The following is a 22,397-nucleotide window of genomic DNA, read 5'->3' as shown; positions in this document are numbered from 1 at the left end:
TCTAATATGCAATCATTAATAGGTACTGGTGTTGCTCTTGTAACCCCTTTTAAAGAAGATTTTTCGATTGACACCGAAGCATTAAAAAGAATTGTAAATTTTTCAATCGACGGAGGAATTGAATATCTTGTGGTTTTGGGTACAACTGCCGAAAATGCTACATTGTCTCAAGACGAAAAAGAATTAGTTATTAGTACCGTAATCGAAGCTAATAATGGTGCTTTACCATTAGTGCTTGGAGTAGGAGGAAACAATACTTTAAAAGTTGTAGAAGAGTTGAGAACAAGAGATTTGTCTTCATTTGCAGCAATATTATCGGTTTCTCCATATTACAATAAACCTACACAAGAAGGTATTTACCAGCATTTTAAAGCAGTTGCTGAAGCATCTCCAATTCCGGTTATTTTATACAATGTTCCGGGAAGAACGGCAAGCAATATGTTGCCTTCAACGGTTATACGTTTGGCTAATGATTTTGAAAATATCGTAGCCATAAAAGAAGCAGCAGGAGATATTGTTCAAGCCATGCAATTGTTGAAAAACAAACCAAAAGATTTTCTGGTAATTTCAGGTGATGATATGATTGCTTTGCCGATGGTTTTGGCTGGAGGATCAGGCGTTATATCTGTAATTGGGCAAGGTTTTCCTAAAGAATTTTCTGAAATGATCCGATTAGGTTTGAATCGTAAAGTGGATGAAGCATTCAAATCACAATACCTTTTAGCAGATTGTATTGATATGATTTTTGAGCAAGGAAATCCAGCAGGAATCAAACAAGTGTTTCTATCACTGGGAATTTCAGAAAACACTGTACGTTTACCACTGGTAAAAGTAGACGATTCACTAGCAGAGAGAATTGATCAATTTGTCAAAAAAGTCAATAAACAAGGATAAAAAAAGAGTCTTTTTTTAAACAAAAAATATATTTTGAAGTCGCTAAATTAATAACTAAATTTGCCACCGAAACTTCGGTATGATTTTATGGGTTGTTTCAACCAAGAAATCATAAAAAAAGTAAAAAAATGAAAAAAATAATATCTCTATTGCTTCTTGTAGCTTTATTCAGTTCTTGTAACGAATATCAAAAAGCATTGAAAACCGAAGATGTCGCTGTTAAATTTGAAATGGCTACTAAATTATACGATGCAGGGAAATATTCTAAAGCGATTCGTATTTTTGAACAAATTGCTCCAGCGTACAGAGGGAAACCTCAAGCTGAAAAATTGTTTTATATGTTTTCTCAATCGTATTACAAAACGCAACAATATTACTTGGCAGGATACCAATTTGAGAGTTTTGTTTCAGGATATCCAAAAAGTGAAAAACTGGAAGAAGCAGCCTATTTGGGAGCAAAAAGCTATTCTATGTTGTCTCCTGTTTATAGTTTAGATCAAACGGATACTACTAAAGCATTAGATAAATTACAAACATTTATTGATAATTATCCTAATTCAACGTACTTGGCAGAAGCGAATGCAACTGTAAAAGTACTGAGTGAGAAAATAGAGAAAAAGGTTTTCGAAAATGCTAAAGGATATAATACAATTTCTGATTATAAATCAGCAATTGTTGCTTTAGACAATTTTGTAGCAGATTATCCGGGAACTCCATTCAAAGAAGATGCTTTATATTACAAGTTAGATTCAGCCTATCAATTGGCTATTAATAGTATTCCATCAAAAATGCAAGATAGACTAAATGTTGCAAAAGCGGCACAATTAAACTTGATTAAATTTAAAGCGGATACCAAATACAAGCAAGTAGCAAACGAAATGTTAGCTCGAATAGATAAAGATTTACAAAAATTTACTAAATAAATAAAGTCATGGATTTAAAAAAGACGAATGCTCCAGTAAATACAATAACATACAACAAAACTGTTATTGAAGAACCTACTGGTAATGTGTATGAAGCGATAACCATTATGGCTAAAAGAGCAAACCAAATCAATTCTGAAATTAAAAAAGAATTGACTGAGAAATTGGAAGAATTTGCTACATATAATGACAGTCTTGAAGAAGTTTTTGAAAACAAAGAGCAAATTGAGGTTTCAAAATTTTACGAAAAATTACCTAAGCCACACGCTTTAGCAGTTCAAGAATGGTTAGATGGTAAAATCTACCACAGAGATTCTAATAAATAATAGTTACTATGTCAGTTTTAAGCGGTAAGAAAATTCTACTTGGAGTTTCAGGTGGAATTGCAGCCTATAAAACAGCCACATTAGTACGACTTTTCATAAAAGCAGGTGCACATGTCCAAGTGATAATGACACCTGCTTCTAAGGATTTTGTAACTCCTCTTACGTTATCTACGTTATCCAAAAATCCTGTACATTCCAGTTTTTATAATCAAGACGACGAGAATGAAAAATGGAATAATCATGTTGAATTAGCACTTTGGGCTGATTTGATGGTTATTGCTCCAGCAACTGCAAATACTTTGTCTAAAATGACAAACGGTACTTGTGATAATCTTTTGATTGCGGCTTATTTATCAGCAAAATGTCCAGTGTATTTTGCTCCTGCAATGGATTTAGACATGTACAAACATCCTTCTACTATTGCTAATTTCTCTTCTCTGACTCAGTTTGGCAATGTCATAATTCCTGCTGAAAGCGGTGAATTGGCAAGCGGATTATCCGGTGAAGGAAGAATGGCGGAACCTGAAAACATTATCGCTTTTCTGGAAGCAGATTTAAACAGTAAATTGCCTCTTAAAGGAAAAAAAATATTAATTACTGCCGGTCCCACATACGAAGCAATAGATCCTGTGCGTTTTATAGGAAATCATTCTTCGGGAAAAATGGGTTTTGATATAGCGATAAGCGCTGCAAATCTGGGTGCTTCGGTGATTTTGGTTTCGGGACCTACAAATTGTAAAGTTTCAAATCCATTGATAAATGTGATTAATGTTGTGTCTGCAGAAGAAATGTATGTGGCTTGTCATCAGTTTTATGCTGATGTGGATGTTGCGATTGCAGCTGCGGCCGTTGCAGATTATAAACCCAAGAATGTTGCACATCAAAAAATAAAAAAAGCGGCTGATGATTTTACAATAGAACTCGAAAAAACGAAGGATATATTAGCTTCTTTGGGGGAACAAAAGAAAAATCAGTTTCTGATAGGTTTTGCTTTAGAAACAGAAAATGAAATTGAAAATGCGACCTTGAAAATTCAGAAAAAAAACTTAGATTTGATTGTTTTAAATTCGCTTCAAGATCAGGGTGCTGGTTTTGGTAAAGCAACGAATAAAGTTACCTTTATTGATAAATATTTCAATATTGAGCCAATGGAATTGAAATCGAAAGAAGCTGTTGCTGATGATATTCTGGAAAAGGTGAAAGTACATTTTATGAAATAGGGTAACGGATTGTAATACAAACGCAATGTTTGGTATTTGAATTACAGATAACCGTTAAGAAATAATACAGATCTACAGATGAATAAAATAATTATTTTTTTTCTGCTTTTTACTTTTGGGCTTATGCAAGCGCAACAATTAAACTGTACGGTAACGGTTGATTCCCAAAAATTGAGTGTTACAAATCAGCAAGTTTTTAAAACCTTGCAAACTTCCATAAGTGAGTTTGTAAATAAAACGGATTGGACGGGACAAGCGGTAAAGCAAAACGAAAAAATTAATTGTTCGATGTACATAACCGTTTCTTCGAATAACTCAGATCAATTTACGGCAACTATTCAAGTGCAATCTTCAAGACCTATTTTTAATTCCTCTTATTCATCACCAGTATTAAATTATAATGATAAAGACTTTAATTTTAGATATACTGAGTTTGAAAATTTAATTTTTAGTCCAACTACATTCGATTCTAATTTAGTTTCTGTTCTGGCTTTTTACAGTTATATGATTTTAGGAATGGATGCAGATACTTTTGTTTCTGAATCGGGAAATTCTTATTTTGAAACAGCTCAAAACATTTCAAATGTCGCTCAACAAGGAGGTTCTAAAGGTTGGAGTCAAGCTGATGGAAACCAAAATCGTTACTTTTTAATAAACGATATTTTATCTCCAGCATTCAAACAAGTACGACAAACCATGCTTGATTATCATGTAGGTTTAGACTTAATGAATCAGGATTTAAAAGCGTCTAAAGAAAAAATAAAAGTATCACTAATCGATTTGGCCAAACTAAATGCTTCCAGACCCAACGCATTTTTAACCCGTGTCTTTTTCGATGCTAAATCAGATGAAATCGTTTCTGTATTTTCTGGTGGACCCAGCATTACAATCTCAGATTTAGTAGATAATCTGAATAAAATTTCTCCTTTGAATTCAAGTAAATGGATGCTGATAAAATACTAATTGATTTCCAATTTTTAGATTAATCCAGCTTCACATCACAAAACAATATAGTAAATGATAACGTCACTTTCGATAAAAAACTATGCCTTAATAGAAAAATTGTCTATCGATTTTTCAAAAGGTTTCTCAACAATCACAGGAGAAACGGGTGCAGGAAAATCAATAATTCTAGGAGCATTAGGACTGGTTTTAGGAAAAAGAGCCGATTTAACTTCTTTAAAAAATAAGGAAGAAAAGTGTGTCATTGAAGCTCATTTTGAAATTTCTAAGTATAATTTACTTCCTTTTTTTGAGGCAAATGATTTAGATTATGAAAATGATACCATAATTAGGCGTGAAATACTTCCTTCGGGAAAATCCAGGGCTTTTATAAATGATAGTCCTGTAAATCTTCAGGAATTGCAGGAATTGAGCTTGTTCTTGATAGATATTCATTCACAACAGCAAACCCAAGAACTTTCAGATGAAAATGTACAGTTTGATATTATTGATGCAATTGCCAATAATAAAGAAACAATTCTGGAATATCAGTCGCTTTTAAAAAGCTATAAATCGGATAAATCCAAATTGAATTCGCTGCTAAAAAGACAAAGCGAATCTAAGAAAGAGCAGGAATACAATACTTTTTTATTGGATGAATTAGTTGCGGCTCAATTAAAAGCTGGTGAACAAGAATCTCTTGAGGCTGATTTTGAAAAATTGAATAATGTTGAGATTATAAAAGAATCTATCGATAGATCTTTGGCTATAACCAATGAAGAACAAATTGGTGTTATGCATAATTTGAATGAAATCAAGGTTTCATTACAAAAAATCGCCTCTTTTTCGACTGAATATCAATCTTTATTAGATAGGATTACAAGTGTAACGATTGAGTTTGATGATATTTCGGATGAAATGAATCGCTGTTCCGAAAAACTGATTAATGATCCGGAACAATTGGATTTAATCAGTCAAAAGCTTCAGGTGATTTTTAATTTACAAAAGAAACATCAGGTTTCCTCTGTGGATGAATTATTGGAAATTCAAGCTAATCTGGAAAATTCAGTTTTAGAATTAGGCAATATGGAAGAAGAAATTGCGGCACTGACGATTTCTATTGAACAAAAAACAATTGAATTAGATGCTTTTTCGACCACAATTCATACTAATAGATTGGATTCGATTCCAGTTTTATCTCAAAAATTGATTACCATTTTAGAAACTTTGGGAATGCCAAATGTTCGTTTCAATATTGATGTTAATACTACTGAAACCTATTTTCAAAATGGAAAAGATGAGCTTCAGTTTTTGTTTTCTGCCAATAAAGGAACAGATTTCGGTTTATTGAAAAAAGTGGCTTCCGGCGGAGAAATGTCAAGGATTATGCTTGCTGTTAAGGCGATATTGGCACAATATTCAAAATTGCCAACCTTGATTTTTGATGAAATTGACACTGGTGTTTCCGGAGAAATTGCCATCAGAATGGGGGAAATTATGAAGGAAATGAGCCAGGAAATGCAAATTTTTGCCATTACCCATTTACCTCAAATCGCAGCAAAAGGAAATGCACATTTCAAAGTATTTAAATCGACTGTTGGTGAGGACACACAATCTGAATTGAAGTTATTAAATGGAGAAGAAAGAGTTGTCGAAATTGCCCAAATGTTATCTGGAACAGTTGTTTCTGATTCGGCCTTAAATCACGCTAAAGCCTTGCTGAACTAATTATTTACTTTATATTTGTTTCCTTTAAAAATAAGACTTTTGCATCGGCAATAAAACGATTACACGAATAAATAAAAAAACGAATAACCAAGAGTATGATTATAGAACCTAGAATGAGAGGATTTATTTGTACGACATCTCACCCAAAAGGATGCGAACAAAATGTTAAAAATCAAATAGAATATATTAAATCAAAAGGACCTATAAATGGGGCTAAAAAAGTATTAGTAATTGGAGCTTCAACTGGTTTTGGTTTAGCTTCCAGAATTACAAGTGCTTTTGGTTCTAATGCAGGAACTATTGGCGTATTTTTTGAAAAACCTCCAACAGAAGGTAAAACAGCTTCACCAGGTTGGTATAATTCTGCAGCTTTTGAAAATGAAGCTCATGCTGCTGGTTTATATGCAAAAAGTATCAATGGAGATGCTTTTTCGAATGAAGTAAAACAACAAACATTAGATCTTATAAAAGCTGATTTAGGGCAAGTGGACCTAGTAATCTATAGTTTAGCTTCTCCTGTTCGTATGCATCCGGTTACCGGTGTTTTGCATCGTTCTGTATTGAAACCTATCGGAAGTACTTTTACCAATAAAACAGTTGATTTTCATTCTGGTAAAGTTTCAGAAATTTCAATTGAACCTTGTAATGAAGAAGAAATAGCAAATACTGTTGCCGTAATGGGCGGTGAAGATTGGGCGATGTGGATTGATGCTTTAAAAGCTCAAAATCTACTGGCTCCTGGCGCTACAACTGTTGCTTATTCTTATATTGGACCATCATTGACTGAAGCGGTTTATAGAAAAGGAACGATAGGTCGTGCAAAAGATCATCTTGAAGCGACTGCATTTGCTATCACTGACAGTTTAGCTAACATAGATGGGAAAGCATTTGTTTCTGTTAATAAAGCATTGGTAACACAAGCAAGTTCTGCAATTCCTGTTATTCCATTGTATATTTCTTTATTGTATAAAATAATGAAAGAAGAAGGAATTCACGAAGGTTGTATCGAACAAATTCAACGTTTGTACCAAGAAAGATTATATACTGGAAATAAAGTTCCAGTTGATGAGAAAGGAAGAATCCGTATTGACGATTTAGAAATGCGTCCTGATGTTCAAGAAAAAGTAGCTAAATTGTGGATTGAAGCTGTAACTGAAAATTTATCTGAAATAGGAGATTTAGAAGGATACAGAAAAGATTTCTACAATTTATTTGGCTTTGACGTAGAAGGAGTTGATTATAAAGCAGATGCAAACGAAGTGGTAAACATCGAAAGTATTGCTTAATCTAATACTAAATTAAATATTTAGTTTCTGTAATGCATCTTAATTTCACAATGGTTTTATTCATTTAGAAATTAAGGTGCATTATTTTTTTTTAAAGAACAGAATTAAATTACTTGTATCATGTATAACTTATTAAAAGGAAAACGAGGAATCATTTTTGGCGCTTTGGATGAAAATTCAATTGCATGGAAAACAGCAGAAAGAGTGTTTGAAGAAGGAGGAACTTTTGTACTTACGAATGCTCCGGCTTCTATACGAATGGGAACGATTGATGAGCTGGCGCAAAAAACTAACTCTCAAATCATACCTGCAGATGCTACATCTGTGGTTGATTTAGAAAATTTGGTAGATCAAGCCATGGAAATTTTAGGCGGTAAAATAGATTTTGTTCTACACTCCATCGGAATGTCAGTAAATGTTCGAAAAGGCAATCATTATGCCAATCAGAATTACGATTATACCGAGAAAGGCTGGAATGTTTCGGCAGTTTCTTTTCATAAAGTAATGCAGGTTTTGTATAAAAAAGATGCCATGAACGAATGGGGAAGTATTGTTGCGCTATCTTATATGGCAGCACAACGCGTGTTTCCAGATTATAACGACATGGCAGATAATAAAGCGTTTTTAGAATCTATTGCACGAAGTTTTGGTTATTTCTTTGGTAGAGATAAAAAAGTAAGAGTCAATACTATTTCTCAATCTCCAACGCCTACAACTGCTGGACAAGGTGTAAAAGGATTTGGCGGATTTATAAATTTTGCCGAGAAAATGTCTCCTTTAGGAAATGCATCTGCTTTAGATTGTGCTAATTATACCCTGACACTATTTTCTGATTTGACCAGAAAAGTAACTTTGCAAAACTTATTGCATGATGGTGGTTTCTCAAACATGGGAGTAAGTCAGGAAGTGATGGAGATGTTTGAATAAAAAGCAGCAAATTATTTATAAAACCATCAATTAATAGTTCATGGTTTTTTTATGGATAAAGATTATATTTGTTAAAATTTTTTGAGTCTAAAAAACATCTTTAATACACATTCTTAACTTATGTTATTTTCCCTAATTATACCAGTTTACAATCGTCCGGATGAAGTTGATGAACTTTTAGAGAGCTTATCTCAATCGGATTATAATCAACAGTTTGAAGTTGTAATTATTGAAGACGGATCTTCTTTACGATGTGATGATGTAGTGCGTAAATATGAAGGTAAATTACACATGTCCTATCATTATAAGGAAAATTCAGGTCCAGGAGATTCCAGAAATTATGGCATGAGAAAGGCCAAAGGAGATTATTTTATCATTTTCGATTCGGATTGTATTATTCCAAAAGAGTATTTATCAGAGGTTGATAAAGCTTTGAAACAAAATTATGTAGATTGTTTTGGAGGACCGGATAAGGCTTTAGATAGTTTTTCGGATATACAAAAAGCAATAAATTTTGCAATGACTTCGTTTCTGACCACTGGCGGAATTAGAGGCGGTTCGGAAAAAATAGATAAGTTTCAGCCAAGAAGTTTTAACATGGGATTATCTCGTAAAGCTTTTGAAGCATCAAAAGGTTTTGGAAATATTCATCCCGGTGAAGATCCGGATTTGTCAATTCGTTTGTGGAATCTAGGTTTTGAAACCAAACTTTTCGCCAATGCATTTGTGTATCACAAGAGAAGAATTGATTGGGGTAAATTTTCTATTCAGGTAAATAAATTTGGAAAGGCAAGACCAATTCTGAATAGTTGGTATCCAAAATACAACAAACTTACTTTTTTCTTTCCTTCGGTATTCATAATTGGATTTTTCATTTCATTTTTATTGATGCTGTTTTTTAATTTTGATTTATTGCTTCAATTGTATTTTGTTTACTTTTTGGTACTGTTTTTGGTGTCTTCCTATCAAAATAAGAGCTTGAAAATTGGGTATTTATCATTGATAGCCGTTTGGAAACAATTTTATGGTTACGGAACGGGTTTTATAATATCTTTTTATAAAATTATCATTTTGAAACAAAATCCTCAAGAAGCTTTCCCTGAATTATTTTTTAAAGTTTAATATGACAAAAATAATTGGTTTAACTGGCGGTATTGGAAGTGGGAAAACCACCATTGCAAATTATTTTAAATCATTTGGTATTCCGGTATACATTGCTGATGACGAAGCCAGAAAAATCATGCAATCTTCAGAAATTACTGATGCTATTAAAAATGTATTTGGTGATACAGTTTTTGAAAATGAGAAGTTGAACCGAGAAAAATTAGCCAAAATTGTTTTTAATAACCCTGAAAAATTAGAAAAACTTAATAAAATTGTTCATCCTGCAGTAAAAAAACATTTTGAACAATGGCTTTTGCAACATACTGCAGCTCCTTATGTTATTTATGAGGCTGCTATTTTATTTGAAAGTGGTAGTTATAAAAATTGCGATTTGATTATAACTGTCACAGCACCAGTAGAATCAAGGATTCAGAGAGTTATTGAGCGTGATAAAACAACACGAGAACTTGTTTTAAAAAGAATAAATGCACAATGGACTGATGAACAACGCATCTCAAAAAGCGATTTCATCATAGAAAATACTTCTATTGAAACTACAAAATTAGAAGTTGTTAAAATTCTTAAAATTTTAAAGATTAGACAAAAAGCCCTATAGGTGTTAATGTTTGGTTAATCTATTATTTAATATATTGTTAAAATACTAAATTTGTTTCGATGAATAAACTTTTTTTTAAATTACTTGTTTTATTGATGAGCCTGTCCTTAATAGGGATAATTCTTGTTCAAGTGTATTGGTTTAATACTTCGTTCAAAAATAATGATGAGCAGTTTAAATTTCATGTGAAACAAGTAATTGGTAATGTAGCAGATAAGATTCAAAAGCAAGAAACATATAGTTTTTATGATAAAATAAATCATTATAAAGACAGTACAGGAAAAGTGCCTGAAAAGGATGATATCTTAGAGTTTTATTATGTTCAAAAAAATCCAAGAACAAATAAAACCATCATATATTCTAATAGTATAATTTCTGAAGATTATAATATTTCACCAACGTTCTTTGATAAAAAATTTGATAGTGAAAAATTTAAAAGCTTTAGTTCCAAACGGGTAACTGAAGTTTATAATAATAATTCGATGGATAAATCAGGAGTGAGTCAAAGTTTGATTCCTGATATTAGAATTGAAAAATCAGGAAATCTTGATATTTTAGATAACGCTCTTTTTGAAATTTCAGCTAAGGATGTTTTGTCAGCAATGCCACTTGAAGAACGCGTTTCCAGTGATGTCTTACAGAAACTAATTAAAAAAGAATTAGGAGAATATGGTATTGAAACAAGGTTTGAGTTTGGTATTTACAGCAATAATTTAGCGACCAAAATTAAATCAAATGCCTTTAAATATGATAAAGATGCCACTTATTCAATTCCAATTTTTACAGATAATGAAGGGAATAGTAAATACCAATTGTTGGTTACTTTTCCACTTAAAAAGAAATTTTTATTGTCAGAACTCGTTAGTGTAACAATTCTTTCTATTGTTTTTACACTGATTATTTTAATAGCGTATACAAGTGCATTGAATCAACTAATTCGTCAACGCCAAATTTCTGAAATCAAAAACGATTTCATTAATAATATGACGCACGAGTTTAAAACTCCAATTGCAACTATAAATTTAGCTTTGGATGCAATTAGAAATCCAAAAATAATAGATGATAAAGAGAAGGTTTTGCGATACCTTCAAATGATTAAGGATGAAAATAAACGCATGCATGCACAAGTTGAAAATGTGTTGCGAATCTCTAAATTAGAAAAGAGAGAATTAGATATTACCAAAGAATCGAATAATATTCATGAAATTATTGAAGATGCAATAGATCATGTGAATTTGATTTTAGAAGACAGGCAAGGAACAATTACTTGCCATTTTAAAGCCATTAGAACCACAGTTTTAATCAATGATGTTCATTTTACCAATGTCATTGTGAATATTTTAGAAAACGCAATAAAATACTCACCTAATGTTCCGGAAATTGAAATTTTTACTGAAAATATCAAAGATATGGTCATTATCAAAGTAAAAGATAGTGGTTTGGGAATGAGTAAAATAGCTCAAAAAAGAATTTTTGAAAAATTCTACAGAGAGCATACCGGAGACATTCATAATGTTAAAGGACACGGTTTAGGTTTAGCCTACGTAAAAAGAATTGTTGACGACCATAACGGTCAAGTATATGTAGAAAGTGAAAAGGGAAAAGGGAGTACCTTCATAATAAAATTACCATTAATAAATTAGAATATGGAAAATGTAAATAAAAAAATACTTCTAGTCGAAGATGACCTTAATTTTGGTGCAGTTTTGAAAGATTATTTAATGCTAAATGATTTTGATGTTACTTTGGCCAAAAACGGAATGGAAGGATTCGAAAAATTCAAAAAGGATACTTATGATTTATGTATTCTGGATGTAATGATGCCTTACAAAGATGGTTATACTTTGGCTAAAGAAATCAGAGAAAAAAATAATGAAGTGCCAATTATATTTTTAACAGCAAAATCTATGAAAGAAGATGTGCTGAAAGGATATAAAGCAGGTGCTGATGATTACTTGAATAAACCTTTTGATTCTGAAGTATTGTTGATGAAAATCAAAGCAATTATCCAAAGAAAATCATCTGATACTAAAGCAGAACAAGTACAATTTGAATTTAATATTGGTAAATTTCATTTGAATTCAAAACTTCGTTTCTTGACTTTTAATAATGATGAGCCAATAAAATTATCTCCAAAAGAGAATGAATTACTGAAAATGTTAATTCTTCACGAAAATGATTTGATGCCAAGAGAATTAGCCTTGACGAAAATCTGGAGAGATGATAACTATTTTACTTCCAGAAGTATGGATGTTTACATCGCTAAGTTGAGAAAGTATTTGAAACTGGATGAAGATGTGGAAATTTTAAACATCCACGGAGAAGGATTCAGATTAGTTGTTAAGAATAAAGCAGCAGAATAAATAGAAAAAAGCCTCAAGTAATTGAGGCTTTTTTTATGGATTTAAAAGACATTATTTCCAGTTCAATTGCAAGGCAAAATTCGTCTTGTCTTCTTTTGTAATGCTAAAAACAGTTTCACTCTCAGAAATACTTTCATGAATAATCACTTTGTCTTTTAGTGATAATTCCTTTAAGAAATTCATCTCAAAACTTTCAATTTTTTGATTGAGAATTAATTTTTCATCAACCAAATCCAAACACCATTCCAGATATTTGACATTATTGACATGATTTACAATGTCTAAATCGGATAAAAATACACTTTTTTCAAAAACTATTTCTTTCTCATGATTGAAGTTGATTTTAGAAAAACCTTCTAGCGTAGCTCTTTTTTCGGGATATAATTCAAAATGTTCAAAGGGTAATGCTAATCCTTCCGGCCGACGCTTTTTAGTGTTAAAAACCGCCCAAAAAGTCTCTGAGCCCACAATTTTTTCTCCATTTACGTGCATTTCCAGTGCCCGAACGGAACGGGAGTTTTCTAAGGAATTGATCCATGTTTTTACGGTTACAGTATCTCCCCATTTTGGTAATTTAGAGATTTCAACACGCATTCTGCTCAAAACCCATGCTTGGTCAAACTCCTGCATATCAGTAAAACTAATGCCGCCAATTTCTGAATGAGCAGCAGCGGTTAACTGCAAGATATTACACAAATCAGTGTATTTTAAAAATCCATTTGGTGCGCACTGTGTAAAATTAATTTCGCAGTCTTTACTTAATACGGAAGTGAAATTTGGAGAGATAGGCATATAATTATGAATTTGTATTCTTAGATATAAGATTTATTGTTTATTTTTTTTTCGAATGGATGTAATCTACAATAGTTTCATACGGAGTTTCAAAATCAAACCATTTGGTGTTTTCATTTCTTTTAAACCAAGTCAATTGACGTTTTGAAAATCGTCGCGTGTTTTTCTTTATTTCTTCTATGGCAAATTCCAATGAAATTTCTCTGTCAAAATAGCTGAATAATTCTCTGTAACCCACGGTTTGCAGTGCATTCAACTCTTTATTTGGGAATAACGTTTTTGCTTCAGCCTGAAGTCCTTCATTCATCATAATATCAACGCGTTGATTGATTCGGTTGTAAATGATTTTTCTGTCAGCTTCCAGACCTATTAAAATTGGAGTGAAGTTTCGGCTGTTTTTTTTCTGCTTTAAAAAAGAAGAATACGGTTTTCCGGCACCAATACAAACTTCTACGAAACGCATCATTCGTTGCGGATTTTGTAGCGTTTGAGAATTTTCGGCGGTCAAACTTTTGTAATAATCTGGATCTAAAACTTCGAGTTTTTGTTGTAAATATCCGATCCCTAGTTTTTCATAATTTGTATTTATTTCAGTACGAACTGAAGCGTCTATTTCTGGAAATTCATCAAAACCTTTTAGAATAGCATCAACATACAATCCGGAACCACCAACTAAAATGGCGTAATCATTGGTCAAAAATAATTCGTCAAGTTTAGCAATAGCTTCTTTCTCGAAATCACCAACAGTATAATTTTCGAATACGGATTTGTTTTGGATGAAATGATGTTTAGCTGCTTCTAACTCGGCTTTGTTAGGTACAGCGGTTCCAATGGTCATTTCCTTGAAAAACTGCCTGCTGTCACAGGAAATAATATCACATTTAAAATAATTAGCTAATACGATACTCAAGGAAGTTTTTCCTATAGCCGTGGGTCCGATAATGGTGATTAAGTATTTCATGTTTTTTAGCCCAGATGGAAACGAAAACCCCGGAGTTATGAAAGTTAGTTTTTCTTGGTGTAAAAGAGCGACCAAAGGAAGCTCCTTTTATGCCTTAGAAAAACAACTGTAATAACGAGGAGTTGTAGTGTACAGCTGGAATTAGCTTCTAATTATTAGTATTATAAATCTGCACCACAATGGTAGCAGTATTTTGCATTATGTTCATGTCCTTCGGTTCCGCAAACAGAGCACGGATTGATTCTTTCGGCCCTTGGTTTTTTACGGTTGTTGTTAGCGAATTCAGCAGAGACTATTCCTGTAGGGACGGCAATAATACCGTATCCCATGATCATTACTACCGAAGCAATTGCTTGACCAAGTGGTGTTATGGGTGAAATATCGCCATAACCTACTGTTGTAAGCGTTACGATGGTCCAATAAATACTGATGGGAATGCTGGTAAAACCGCCTTCTTCTCCCTCAACGACGTACATTACGGAGCCAATTATTACACTGCTGATTAACATGAAGTAGATAAAAATAAGTATTTTACCTCTGCTGGCAATCAAGGCTTCTTTTAAGTGAGTGGATTGACTGGAGAATTTTGGGTGTTTCAGGATCTTGAATAATCGCAACAAGCGTAAAGCCCTAACAACTGTTAAAACGCTTGTTCCAACAATAAATAAGGAGAAATACATGGGTAACGTTGCTATCAAATCAATTATTCCATAAAAACTAAAGATGTATTTCAAAGGTTTTTTGATGGATATAATTCTAAGAAGGTATTCTAAAGTAAAGAAAATGGTTATAATCCATTCCAATACAATGAGTTCATAATGGTACTTTATATCAAAACCTTTTACAGTTTCAAGCATAACTATAACAACACTAACTAGAATAACGCCTAAAAGAATAAGATCAAATAATCTGCCGGAAGCCGTATTGGTTCCGTAAATTACGACATTAGTTCTGTGTCTAAAAGAGTCAAATTTTGACTTTAATCTTTGCATAATTATGTTGTAATTATTAGCATGCAATTAGAATTTTACGATTTTCAACGTTTTGCTTTTTCGAACATGACCTTGAATAATATTGCGTACATCCCTATTGTTTTGCATGGGGATAATAATATTTTTAAGAATTTCGATGTTGTTTATTTGATAGTTTAAATCATAGAAAGCATAGCCTTTATATATTCCGTTTTCAATCAAGACAGCACTGCGTTCATTGATGGTTCTTCCTCGGTCAACAAGCACCATATTTTGATTTTCAAAACTGTTTTTTTCTATAAATCCTAGTACTCTTGCGTTATATTCTTCAGGAGAAACCTCGCCAATGCAAGCACCATCACACTCTTTTATGTTGTATTGAAAACAGTTTGTTTTGGTAACATATAAACCGGTAAGTTTTTGGCACAAATTATAATGAGAAGTTATTTTGAATAACGCATTTTTACCTTCTTGTAAGGAAGTAAAGGAGGTGATTTCTTTTTTTCGACCATCAGCCTTTTGAAGTTTTAGGTTGAGATACCCATTTTTATCTTTTTCTGCATATAAAGCCAATTGGAAAATACTTTTTCGCTGCGCTCTGTTATGAATGGGTTTGTTGATTTTTATTTCTTCACTTTCTTTCAATAATGCAATCAATTCACTTCCGGTTTCATCATACGTAACTGTGAAAACTTCGGATTGAATCTTTTTGCATTTTGTTGAAGTTCCTGTAAAATGCTGATTGACACGTTTCTTTATGTTTCGGCTTTTGCCAATATAAATTAGGTTTCCTTTTTCATTGTGAATGTAATAGATACCTGTTTTTGCAGGTAGTCCAGCCACAATATCCAGTAGTTTTGGTGCAATCCCTTTTTCGATTTCTAGCTTTATAAAATCTTTTACAATTTCTTTCTCTAAATCTTTTTCTAAAAGGATTTTAAATAATTTGACTGTCGCCAAAGCATCTCCACTTGCTCTGTGTCTATCTGCCATTGGGATTCCAAGCGCACGGACCAATTTTCCTAAACTATGAGAAGGTTGCTCAGGCAATAGTTTTTTTGATAATTCAACCGTACAAAGCGTTCGGGCCTCAAAATCATATCCTAATCGTCTGAATTCAGTTCGTAGTATTCTGTAATCAAAAGAGGCATTATGAGCGACAATAACACAATCATTTGTCATTTCAATGATGCGTTTTGCAACTTCAAAAAACTTGGGTGCCGATTGCAACATGGCATTATTTATACCAGTAAGTTTCACTACAAATGGCTGAATTGGAATTTCAGGATTTACCAAACTGATGAATTGATCCACCACCTCATGACCGTCAAATTTATAGATAGCGATTTCAGTGATTCCTTCTTCGTTGAATTGTCCTCCAGTGGTTTCTATGTCTAGTATTGCGTACAAATTTCAGTATTCAGTGTTCAGTTTTTAGTAATCAGTTTTTTAATAGTAATTTTCAAATCTGAAATTAAAATCGTTAATCCTCAATCAAAAATCAAATTATCTTCCTCCAAAGATACTACTTCCAATCCGAACCATTGTGCTTCCGCATTCAATTGCAAGTTGATAATCGCCGGACATTCCCATGGAAATAATGGTAAATTGTGAATTATGAATTGTGAGTTGATCAAAAATTGATTTCAAATGCAGGAATTCTTTCTTGATTTGATCTTTATTGTCTGTAAAAGTAGCCATTCCCATTAGTCCTGCAATTCGAATGTTTTTCATTTCCTGGAATTCGTTTGAGGATAGGAGTGAAGCAAGTTCTTCCTCGTCAAGACCAAATTTAGTTTCTTCTTCGGCAATGTGTATTTGTAATAAACAATCAATAATTCTATTGTGTTTTAGTGCTTGTTTGTTGATTTCCTGTAGTAATTTCAAACTATCCACGCCATGAATCAAGCTCACAAATTGTGCCATAAATTTGACTTTATTTGTTTGAACATGACCTATCATGTGCCATTGAATGTCTTTCGGCATTTGTTCCCATTTCTCGGCCATTTCCTGGATTTTGTTTTCTCCAAAAATGCGTTGACCAGCTTCATACCCTTCCATTAAATCCGAAACAGGTTTGGTTTTAGAAACCGCAACCAAGGTTACATGTTCCGGTAATGTAGCTTTTATATGGAGTAAATTATTTTTTATTGACATTTATATTTTGATTTTAAATCGTTATTGAAACCTAAAGTTCATAAACGATTAATCCGCTTCTAAACTTGGGTTCGATGTATGTACTTTTTGGAGGCATTATTAAATTGGCATCTGCCAAGGCTTTTATTTCTCCAATATTTGATGGGAATAGTATAAAACCAATTTCAAATTCTCCTTGATCAATTTTGTTTTTTACTTCCAATACAGATTGTTTTCCTGAAAGGTATTCTATTCGCTCATCATTGCGTAAATCCTTAATGGCAAGAATAGGCAGTAGTACTTTTTTGTATAAAATTTGAGTGTCTAAACTATCCAAAGCTGTTTTGAAAACTTCATTTTCTTTTCGTAAAATTAAGCTATAAAAGGCATTGTCAAGATACATTCCGAACTGATGCTTTTGAGAAGGCTGAAAAGGTTGTTGGAATTTGTTTTCAAGAATAAAATTCTTTTCTAATTCTTTTATGAAATCTTCTTTCGAAAAACCGTTTAAATCTTTTACTAAACGATTGAATTCATATATTTTGACATTATTTTCAGAAATTAAATAACTCAGAATATGATTTTTTGCTGTGTTTTTTGGATCATCATTTTCTTCGGATAATAATCTTAGTGCTTCGGTACGATGATGACCGTCAGCGATATAAAGATTATCTGTCTTTTCAAATATATTTTGCAACCAATTAATTTCTAACGCATCTTCAATTTTCCACAGATAATGAATTTCTTTTTTTGTGGTTGAAAATTCAAAATCAGCTAATTTTTGGGTACAATTAAAAATCCAGTTTTCGATTGTTTTATTATCTGGATATGTCATTAAAACAGGTTCAGTATTGAACTCTGAATATTTCATGTAGTCTTTGAGTAATCGGACTCTGAAAGCAATAATATCTTCATGTTTTTTGATGATATTATTACAATAATCTGCTACACTTGTCCCCGCAATAATCCCTGTGAATGAATGCGTTTTAGTAACAATCTTATGAATATAAATAGCAGGTTTTTTATCTTTTACTAAAATGATTTCATTTTTGAAATCCTCGTATTTTTGATGTACTTGTCGGTATCTTTTTTCAAAAGAAACGCTTTCCTGATTGGTGTAAGCTGGTTTTAGAATATGCAAAAAAGACAACGGATTGAAATCCAATTGCGCCGCTAATTCAGCATTTACATATTCTTCATAAGAACGGCAAGTAACAAGGCAAACCTTATCACGAGTAGGACGAACTGCTTTGAAAGGAACTATTTTAGCCATAATTATGTCAAAAGTCAAAAGCCAAAAGTCGAGAGTTTAAAGTAATTGACTTTAGACTCTCGACTTTTAAACATTTGAGACTATATAAATTGTTTAGAAATTTTATCTGCTTTTTTGCTTTCAGAATAATCGTAGAAACCTTCACCAGATTTTACACCCATTTTTCCTGCACGAACCATATTTACCAGTAATGGACAAGGCGCATATTTTGGATTTTTGAAACCGTCGTACATTACATTTAAAATGGCTAAACATACGTCAAGACCAATAAAATCGGCTAATTGTAAAGGCCCCATTGGGTGACCCATTCCAAGTTTCATCACGGTGTCAATTTCATAAACGCCCGCCACTTTATTGTATAATGTTTCGATAGCTTCGTTGATCATTGGCATCAAAATTCTATTGGCAACAAAACCAGGATAATCGTTTACTTCGACTGGCGTTTTTCCTAATTTTTCAGAAAGATTCATGATGATTTTAGTCACTTCGTCGCTAGTGTTATAACCACGAATAATTTCTACCAGTTTCATTATTGGCACCGGATTCATAAAATGCATACCAATCACGCGTTCCGGATGTGCCACAACTGCTCCAATTTGAGTAATAGAAATCGAAGAAGTGTTGGTTGCCAAAATCGTATTATGAGAACAAGCCTCGTTTAATTGTTTGAAGATATTTAATTTCAATTCAACATTTTCAGTTGCAGCTTCAACCACTAAATCTACACCTACAACACCATCTTTGATATCTGTGTACGTGATAATATTGGTAATCGTTTTGGCTTTATCTTCTTGGGTAATGCTCCCTTTTGCAATCATTCGGTCTAAATTTGCGGCGATAGTTGCCATTCCTTTATCCAATGATTTCTCAGAAACATCGATTAATTTTACAGTAAAACCACTTTGTGCAAAGGTATGTGCGATTCCATTCCCCATTGTTCCTGCTCCGATTACGGCTATTGTTTTCATATTTTTTATTTTAAAGTTTAAAAGTTTAAAGTTTAAAGTTCTCTCGAGCAACTTTAAACCTTAAACTTTAAACAAATTTTATTTACTTTTTAAAACAATCAATAATTTGATACGCTACTCTTAATGCTTCGGTCGCTTGTTCCAATGTTACAACAGGTTCTGTATCATTGATTATAGCATCTGCAAATGATTCCAGTTCATCCAGAATGGCATTGTTTTGTTCTACATCTGGATTGGAGAAATAGATTTGTTTTTTTACTCCTTCAGCATTTTGTAAAATCATATCAAAATCGCCGGGAACTTCCGGGGCATCTTTCATTTTTACCACTTCGCATTTTTTTTCTAAGAAATCAACCGAGATGTAAGCGTCTTTTTGAAAAAAACGAGATTTACGCATGTTTTTCATCGAAATTCTGCTCGCCGTTAAATTGGCAACACAACCGTTTTCGAACTCTATTCTTGCATTGGCAATATCCGGTGTGTCACTGATAACCGAGACGCCACTGGCATTTATATTTTTCACTTTAGATTTTACAACGCTCAAAATAGCATCAATATCATGAATCATCAAATCCAAGACTACGGGAACATCGGTTCCACGAGGATTGAATTCAGCAAGACGATGCGTTTCTATAAACATGGGATTTTCAATCATGTTTTTGGTAGCAATGAACGCTGGATTGAAACGCTCCACATGTCCAACTTGACCTTTTACATTGTACTCTTTTGCCAAAGCGATAATTTCTTCGGCTTCTTCAACCGTATTTGAAATGGGTTTTTCGATAAAAACATGCTTGCCAGATTTGATGGCTACTTTAGCACATTTGTAGTGAGAAAGAGTTGGTGTAACAATGTCAATTACATCAACTGCATGAATAAGAGTGGCAATTGTGCTAAAATGTTTATAGCCAAATTCTTTAGAAACCTTTTCAGCATTCTCTTGATTTGGGTCATAAAAACCAACTAATTCATATTTGTCAGATTGTTGTAATAAACGCAAATGTATTTTTCCTAGATGACCAGCACCTAATACTCCAATTTTCAGCATAACGATGTAATTTTTACAAAAATAGCAATAAAATGATTAATCTATTATTGATATGAAACAATTATTCAGTTAATTTAAAATTTAAAATCCAACATTTGAATTCAGAAATTCTTTTCTATTTTTACCAAAATAAAATAGTAAATTTTGAAAGACACAGCCAAGCATCAAGGACTTCGGAATCAATTAGTAAGCGTTTTAGAACAAAAAGGGATTACTGATAAAAGTGTTTTGGAGGCGATAAAAAAGATTCCAAGACATTTATTTTTGAATTCCAGTTTTGAAGATTATGCTTATCAAGATAAAGCATTTCCTATTGGTGCAGGCCAAACGATATCGCAACCGTACACTGTAGCTTTTCAATCTCAATTATTAGAAGTAAAAAAAGAGCATAAAATTTTAGAAATAGGAACAGGTTCAGGATATCAAACAGCTGTTTTATGTTTGTTAGGAGCGAAAGTATTTAGCATTGAAAGACAAAAAGAATTGTTTAAGCAAACTTCTGTTTTATTTCCAAAGCTGAACATTCGTCCTAAACATCTTTCTTTTGGAGATGGATATAAAGGATTACCAAGTTATGCTCCTTTTGATAGTATTATCGTAACTGCAGGAGCTCCATTTATTCCACAGCCATTGATGGCGCAGCTAAAAATAGGAGGAAGGTTAGTCATTCCATTAGGCGAAGAGGTACAAATCATGACTTTGCTAATCAGGAAAAATGAAACTCAATTCGAAAAACATGAATTTGGTGAGTTTCGATTCGTTCCTTTATTAGAAGATAAAAATTAAATAAAACCCGTCTCGTTATTTTAAGCGAGACGGGTTTTTTATTGACCAATAATATTTAAATACCGTTCCAGGCTTTCTTTTTCCATTTGAGCGATGAACAATAAAAAATCTTCTTTATTATTTTTAGTTTGGGCTGTTTCCAGTGCTTGGTAATATTGCATTCTACTATCATAATCCCCTTTTATGTTAGCGATAATATAACCGTGTTGTAATAAAATCAAGTTCATAACCAAGCGTGAAGTCCTGCCATTCCCATCAATAAATGGATGGATAGTGACTAATCGTTCGTGTATTTCGGCAGCCAAAACTATAGGATGAAGGATTGATTTATTGGTTTCATACCAAATGAAAAAATTTTCCATTTCTTTGGCAACCAGAAAAGGTTGTGGTGGCATATGGCTGCTTCCTTGAATCATCACCTGAACTTTTCTATAACGACCTGCATCTTCAGGATGAATCCCTCTCAAAATAAGATTATGAATAGACAGTACTTCGCGTTCATTTATGGAACTATTTCTTTGCATTAAATCTTTTATGTAGGCAATCGCTTCTTGATGATTAATCACTTCAAGATGTTCCCGCATACTTTTTCCAGAGATAGTTAGACCTTCATTGATAACTAAATCGGTTTCACGCAACGTCATGGTGTTTCCTTCGATACGGTTACTTTCAAAAGTATATTCTAGCTCTAAAGCTTGTGCAATGCGATAGCTGTCAAATTGAAGAAACCCATCCAGTTTTGTCTTCAAAGTATCTATTTCATCTAAAATTTTCTGAAGTGTAGTAGATAATTTTTTCTTGGAAGGTTTGCTTTGATATCTTATTTCTTCTTCTGCAACCAATAATGCTTTTAGTGCAAATTCATCTTCGCCAATTTCATAAAGAATTTTTTCTTTAAGCCAAACAACCATTATTGTTTCTAAATCGATTTCCAACAAAGATGCTAGTTTCACGACTTGTTCCCTTGTAGGTTTTCTGGTTCCGCTTTCAAATTTACTTATTAAGGCTTGATCAATTCCTAAAAGTTGAGCCACTTCTCTAGTTTTGAGCCCTTTTAGTTCTCTTGCATTTTTGAGTAGTGTTTTCATTTTTAAAAATGTTTTTAATTGTCTTGACAAATTTAGTCATTTTTT

22 protein-coding genes are annotated in these 22,397 nt (G+C 32.8%); 13 read left to right on the top strand and 9 right to left on the bottom strand.

Going from position 1 to position 22,397, the window contains the following annotated elements:
* The first annotated feature begins 6 nt into the window (after nt 1-6).
* The 12 genes from dapA to QLS97_RS12475 all read left to right on the top strand — a co-directional run bounded on the left by dapA (nt 7) and on the right by QLS97_RS12475 (nt 12,329).
* Nucleotides 7-894: a 4-hydroxy-tetrahydrodipicolinate synthase gene (dapA, locus tag QLS97_RS12530; protein WP_282717093.1), complete on the top strand. Its 888-nt coding sequence runs from the start codon at nt 7-9 to the stop codon at nt 892-894.
* 128 nt (nt 895-1,022) lie between these two features.
* Nucleotides 1,023-1,817, top strand: coding sequence for an outer membrane protein assembly factor BamD (locus QLS97_RS12525; RefSeq protein ID WP_282717091.1), 795 nt, complete (start codon nt 1,023-1,025; stop codon nt 1,815-1,817).
* Between the two features lie 8 nt (nt 1,818-1,825).
* Nucleotides 1,826-2,143, top strand: a complete 318-nt coding sequence (locus QLS97_RS12520; RefSeq protein WP_026709525.1) for a DNA-directed RNA polymerase subunit omega — start codon at nt 1,826-1,828, stop codon at nt 2,141-2,143.
* Between the two features lie 8 nt (nt 2,144-2,151).
* Entirely contained in the window at nt 2,152-3,363 is a 1,212-nt protein-coding gene (gene coaBC, locus QLS97_RS12515) for a bifunctional phosphopantothenoylcysteine decarboxylase/phosphopantothenate--cysteine ligase CoaBC (protein ID WP_282717090.1), read from the top strand.
* 78 nt (nt 3,364-3,441) lie between these two features.
* Nucleotides 3,442-4,326, top strand: coding sequence for a type IX secretion system protein PorD (gene porD, locus QLS97_RS12510; RefSeq protein ID WP_282717089.1), 885 nt, complete (start codon nt 3,442-3,444; stop codon nt 4,324-4,326).
* A gap of 54 nt (nt 4,327-4,380) precedes the next feature.
* Complete coding sequence (gene recN, locus QLS97_RS12505) at nt 4,381-6,033, top strand: DNA repair protein RecN (RefSeq protein WP_282717088.1); 1,653 nt, start codon at nt 4,381-4,383, stop codon at nt 6,031-6,033.
* 95 nt (nt 6,034-6,128) lie between these two features.
* On the top strand, nt 6,129-7,319 hold the full coding sequence (gene fabV, locus QLS97_RS12500; protein WP_282717087.1) for an enoyl-ACP reductase FabV: 1,191 nt from the start codon (nt 6,129-6,131) through the stop codon (nt 7,317-7,319).
* A 117-nt stretch (nt 7,320-7,436) separates the two neighbouring features.
* A complete protein-coding gene (locus QLS97_RS12495; RefSeq protein WP_282717234.1) occupies nt 7,437-8,246 on the top strand; it encodes an enoyl-ACP reductase FabI in 810 nt (269 codons plus the stop codon).
* 120 nt (nt 8,247-8,366) lie between these two features.
* Nucleotides 8,367-9,368, top strand: coding sequence for a glycosyltransferase family 2 protein (locus tag QLS97_RS12490; protein WP_282717086.1), 1,002 nt, complete (start codon nt 8,367-8,369; stop codon nt 9,366-9,368).
* Nucleotide 9,369: 1 nt separating this feature from the next.
* The gene (gene coaE, locus QLS97_RS12485) at nt 9,370-9,966 is read left to right on the top strand and encodes a dephospho-CoA kinase (protein WP_282717083.1); all 597 of its coding nucleotides are present in this window, start codon (nt 9,370-9,372) and stop codon (nt 9,964-9,966) included.
* 59 nt (nt 9,967-10,025) lie between these two features.
* On the top strand, nt 10,026-11,609 hold the full coding sequence (locus tag QLS97_RS12480) for a sensor histidine kinase (protein ID WP_282717081.1): 1,584 nt from the start codon (nt 10,026-10,028) through the stop codon (nt 11,607-11,609).
* Between the two features lie 3 nt (nt 11,610-11,612).
* Nucleotides 11,613-12,329, top strand: coding sequence for a response regulator transcription factor (locus QLS97_RS12475; RefSeq protein WP_282717080.1), 717 nt, complete (start codon nt 11,613-11,615; stop codon nt 12,327-12,329).
* A 51-nt stretch (nt 12,330-12,380) separates the two neighbouring features.
* On the opposite strand, the gene QLS97_RS12470 is transcribed toward QLS97_RS12475, so the two are convergent.
* The 8 genes from QLS97_RS12470 to QLS97_RS12435 form a co-directional block, all read right to left on the bottom strand.
* On the bottom strand, nt 12,381-13,121 hold the full coding sequence (locus QLS97_RS12470) for an acyl-[acyl-carrier-protein] thioesterase (protein WP_282717078.1): 741 nt from the start codon (nt 13,119-13,121) through the stop codon (nt 12,381-12,383).
* A 40-nt stretch (nt 13,122-13,161) separates the two neighbouring features.
* On the bottom strand, nt 13,162-14,082 hold the full coding sequence (gene miaA, locus QLS97_RS12465; RefSeq protein WP_282717076.1) for a tRNA (adenosine(37)-N6)-dimethylallyltransferase MiaA: 921 nt from the start codon (nt 14,080-14,082) through the stop codon (nt 13,162-13,164).
* 161 nt (nt 14,083-14,243) lie between these two features.
* On the bottom strand, nt 14,244-15,074 hold the full coding sequence (locus QLS97_RS12460; protein ID WP_282717075.1) for an ion transporter: 831 nt from the start codon (nt 15,072-15,074) through the stop codon (nt 14,244-14,246).
* Nucleotides 15,075-15,101: 27 nt separating this feature from the next.
* Nucleotides 15,102-16,463, bottom strand: a complete 1,362-nt coding sequence (locus QLS97_RS12455) for an exonuclease domain-containing protein (RefSeq protein ID WP_282717074.1) — start codon at nt 16,461-16,463, stop codon at nt 15,102-15,104.
* Nucleotides 16,464-16,559: 96 nt separating this feature from the next.
* Entirely contained in the window at nt 16,560-17,210 is a 651-nt protein-coding gene (locus QLS97_RS12450; protein WP_282717073.1) for a YggS family pyridoxal phosphate-dependent enzyme, read from the bottom strand.
* Between the two features lie 31 nt (nt 17,211-17,241).
* Nucleotides 17,242-18,462 carry a DUF1015 domain-containing protein gene (locus QLS97_RS12445; protein ID WP_282717071.1) on the bottom strand — a complete coding sequence of 407 codons (1,221 nt, stop codon included), beginning with the start codon at nt 18,460-18,462 and terminating at the stop codon, nt 17,242-17,244.
* Between the two features lie 80 nt (nt 18,463-18,542).
* A complete protein-coding gene (locus QLS97_RS12440; protein WP_282717069.1) occupies nt 18,543-19,430 on the bottom strand; it encodes a 3-hydroxyacyl-CoA dehydrogenase family protein in 888 nt (295 codons plus the stop codon).
* Nucleotides 19,431-19,512: 82 nt separating this feature from the next.
* Nucleotides 19,513-20,478, bottom strand: a complete 966-nt coding sequence (locus QLS97_RS12435) for a Gfo/Idh/MocA family protein (protein ID WP_282717068.1) — start codon at nt 20,476-20,478, stop codon at nt 19,513-19,515.
* Nucleotides 20,479-20,622: 144 nt separating this feature from the next.
* Between QLS97_RS12435 and QLS97_RS12430 the strand changes: the two genes are divergently transcribed.
* A complete protein-coding gene (locus tag QLS97_RS12430; protein WP_282717067.1) occupies nt 20,623-21,264 on the top strand; it encodes a protein-L-isoaspartate(D-aspartate) O-methyltransferase in 642 nt (213 codons plus the stop codon).
* A 38-nt stretch (nt 21,265-21,302) separates the two neighbouring features.
* On the opposite strand, the gene QLS97_RS12425 is transcribed toward QLS97_RS12430, so the two are convergent.
* Nucleotides 21,303-22,352, bottom strand: a complete 1,050-nt coding sequence (locus tag QLS97_RS12425) for a Fic family protein (RefSeq protein WP_282717066.1) — start codon at nt 22,350-22,352, stop codon at nt 21,303-21,305.
* Between the last annotated feature and the right edge of the window lie 45 nt (nt 22,353-22,397).

Origin of the sequence: Flavobacterium yafengii, from assembly GCF_030010375.1 — a bacterium.
Lineage (GTDB): Bacteria > Bacteroidota > Bacteroidia > Flavobacteriales > Flavobacteriaceae > Flavobacterium > Flavobacterium yafengii.
Note: the sequence above shows the minus strand (reverse complement) of the source record. Positions and strands in the feature narration are given on the sequence as shown.